General features: G+C 57.7%; 1 rRNA gene. It reads right to left on the reverse strand.

Annotated elements, in window-relative coordinates:
* Nucleotides 1-1325, reverse strand: a 23S ribosomal RNA gene (locus ACH4S8_RS45165); the annotation flags it as partial.

Below are 1325 nucleotides of genomic sequence, written 5' to 3' on the forward strand. Positions count from 1 at the left end.
TGACTAACCGGTCCCCTTAACGTTCCAGCACCGGGCAGGCGTCAGTCCGTATACATCGCCTTACGGCTTCGCACGGACCTGTGTTTTTAGTAAACAGTCGCTTCTCGCTGGTCTCTGCGGCCACCCCCAGCTCATGGAGTAAATCCAATCACCGGTGATGGCCCCCCTTCTCCCGAAGTTACGGGGGCATTTTGCCGAGTTCCTTAACCATAGTTCACCCGAACGCCTCGGTATTCTCTACCTGACCACCTGAGTCGGTTTAGGGTACGGGCCGCCATGAAACTCGCTAGAGGCTTTTCTCGACAGCATAGGATCATCCACTTCACCACAATCGGCTCGGCATCGGGTCTCAGACTATGTGCCAGGCGGATTTGCCTACCTGACGTCCTACACCCTTACCCCGGGACAACCACCGCCCGGGATGGACTACCTTCCTGCGTCACCCCATCACTCACCTACTGCAGGTCTGGTCCGTCGGCTCCACCACTCCCCTTTGCCCGAAGGCTCCGGGGCGGCTTCACGGACTTAGCATCGCCTGGTTCAATGTTTGACGCTTCACAGCGGGTACCGGAATATCAACCGGTTATCCATCGACTACGCCTGTCGGCCTCGCCTTAGGTCCCGACTTACCCTGGGCAGATCAGCTTGACCCAGGAACCCTTAGTCAATCGGCGCACACGTTTCTCACGTGTGTATCGCTACTCATGCCTGCATTCTCACTCGTGAACCGTCCACCACTGCCTTCCGGCGCGGCTTCACCCGGCACACGACGCTCCCCTACCCATCACAGCGGGCGTTGGCCCTATTGCTGCAATGACACGACTTCGGCGGTACGCTTGAGCCCCGCTACATTGTCGGCGCGGAATCACTAGACCAGTGAGCTATTACGCACTCTTTCAAGGGTGGCTGCTTCTAAGCCAACCTCCTGGTTGTCTGTGCGACTCCACATCCTTTCCCACTTAGCGTACGCTTAGGGGCCTTAGTCGATGCTCTGGGCTGTTTCCCTCTCGACCATGGAGCTTATCCCCCACAGTCTCACTGCCGCGCTCTCACTTACCGGCATTCGGAGTTTGGCTAAGGTCAGTAACCCGGTAGGGCCCATCGCCTATCCAGTGCTCTACCTCCGGCAAGAAACACACGACGCTGCACCTAAATGCATTTCGGGGAGAACCAGCTATCACGGAGTTTGATTGGCCTTTCACCCCTAACCACAGGTCATCCCCCAGGTTTTCAACCCTGGTGGGTTCGGTCCTCCACGACCTCTTACAGCCGCTTCAACCTGCCCATGGCTAGATCACTCCGCTTCGGGTCTTGAGCGCGCTACT

The sequence above is a fragment of the Streptomyces sp. NPDC021080 genome, from assembly GCF_044333225.1.
GTDB lineage: Bacteria > Actinomycetota > Actinomycetes > Streptomycetales > Streptomycetaceae > Streptomyces.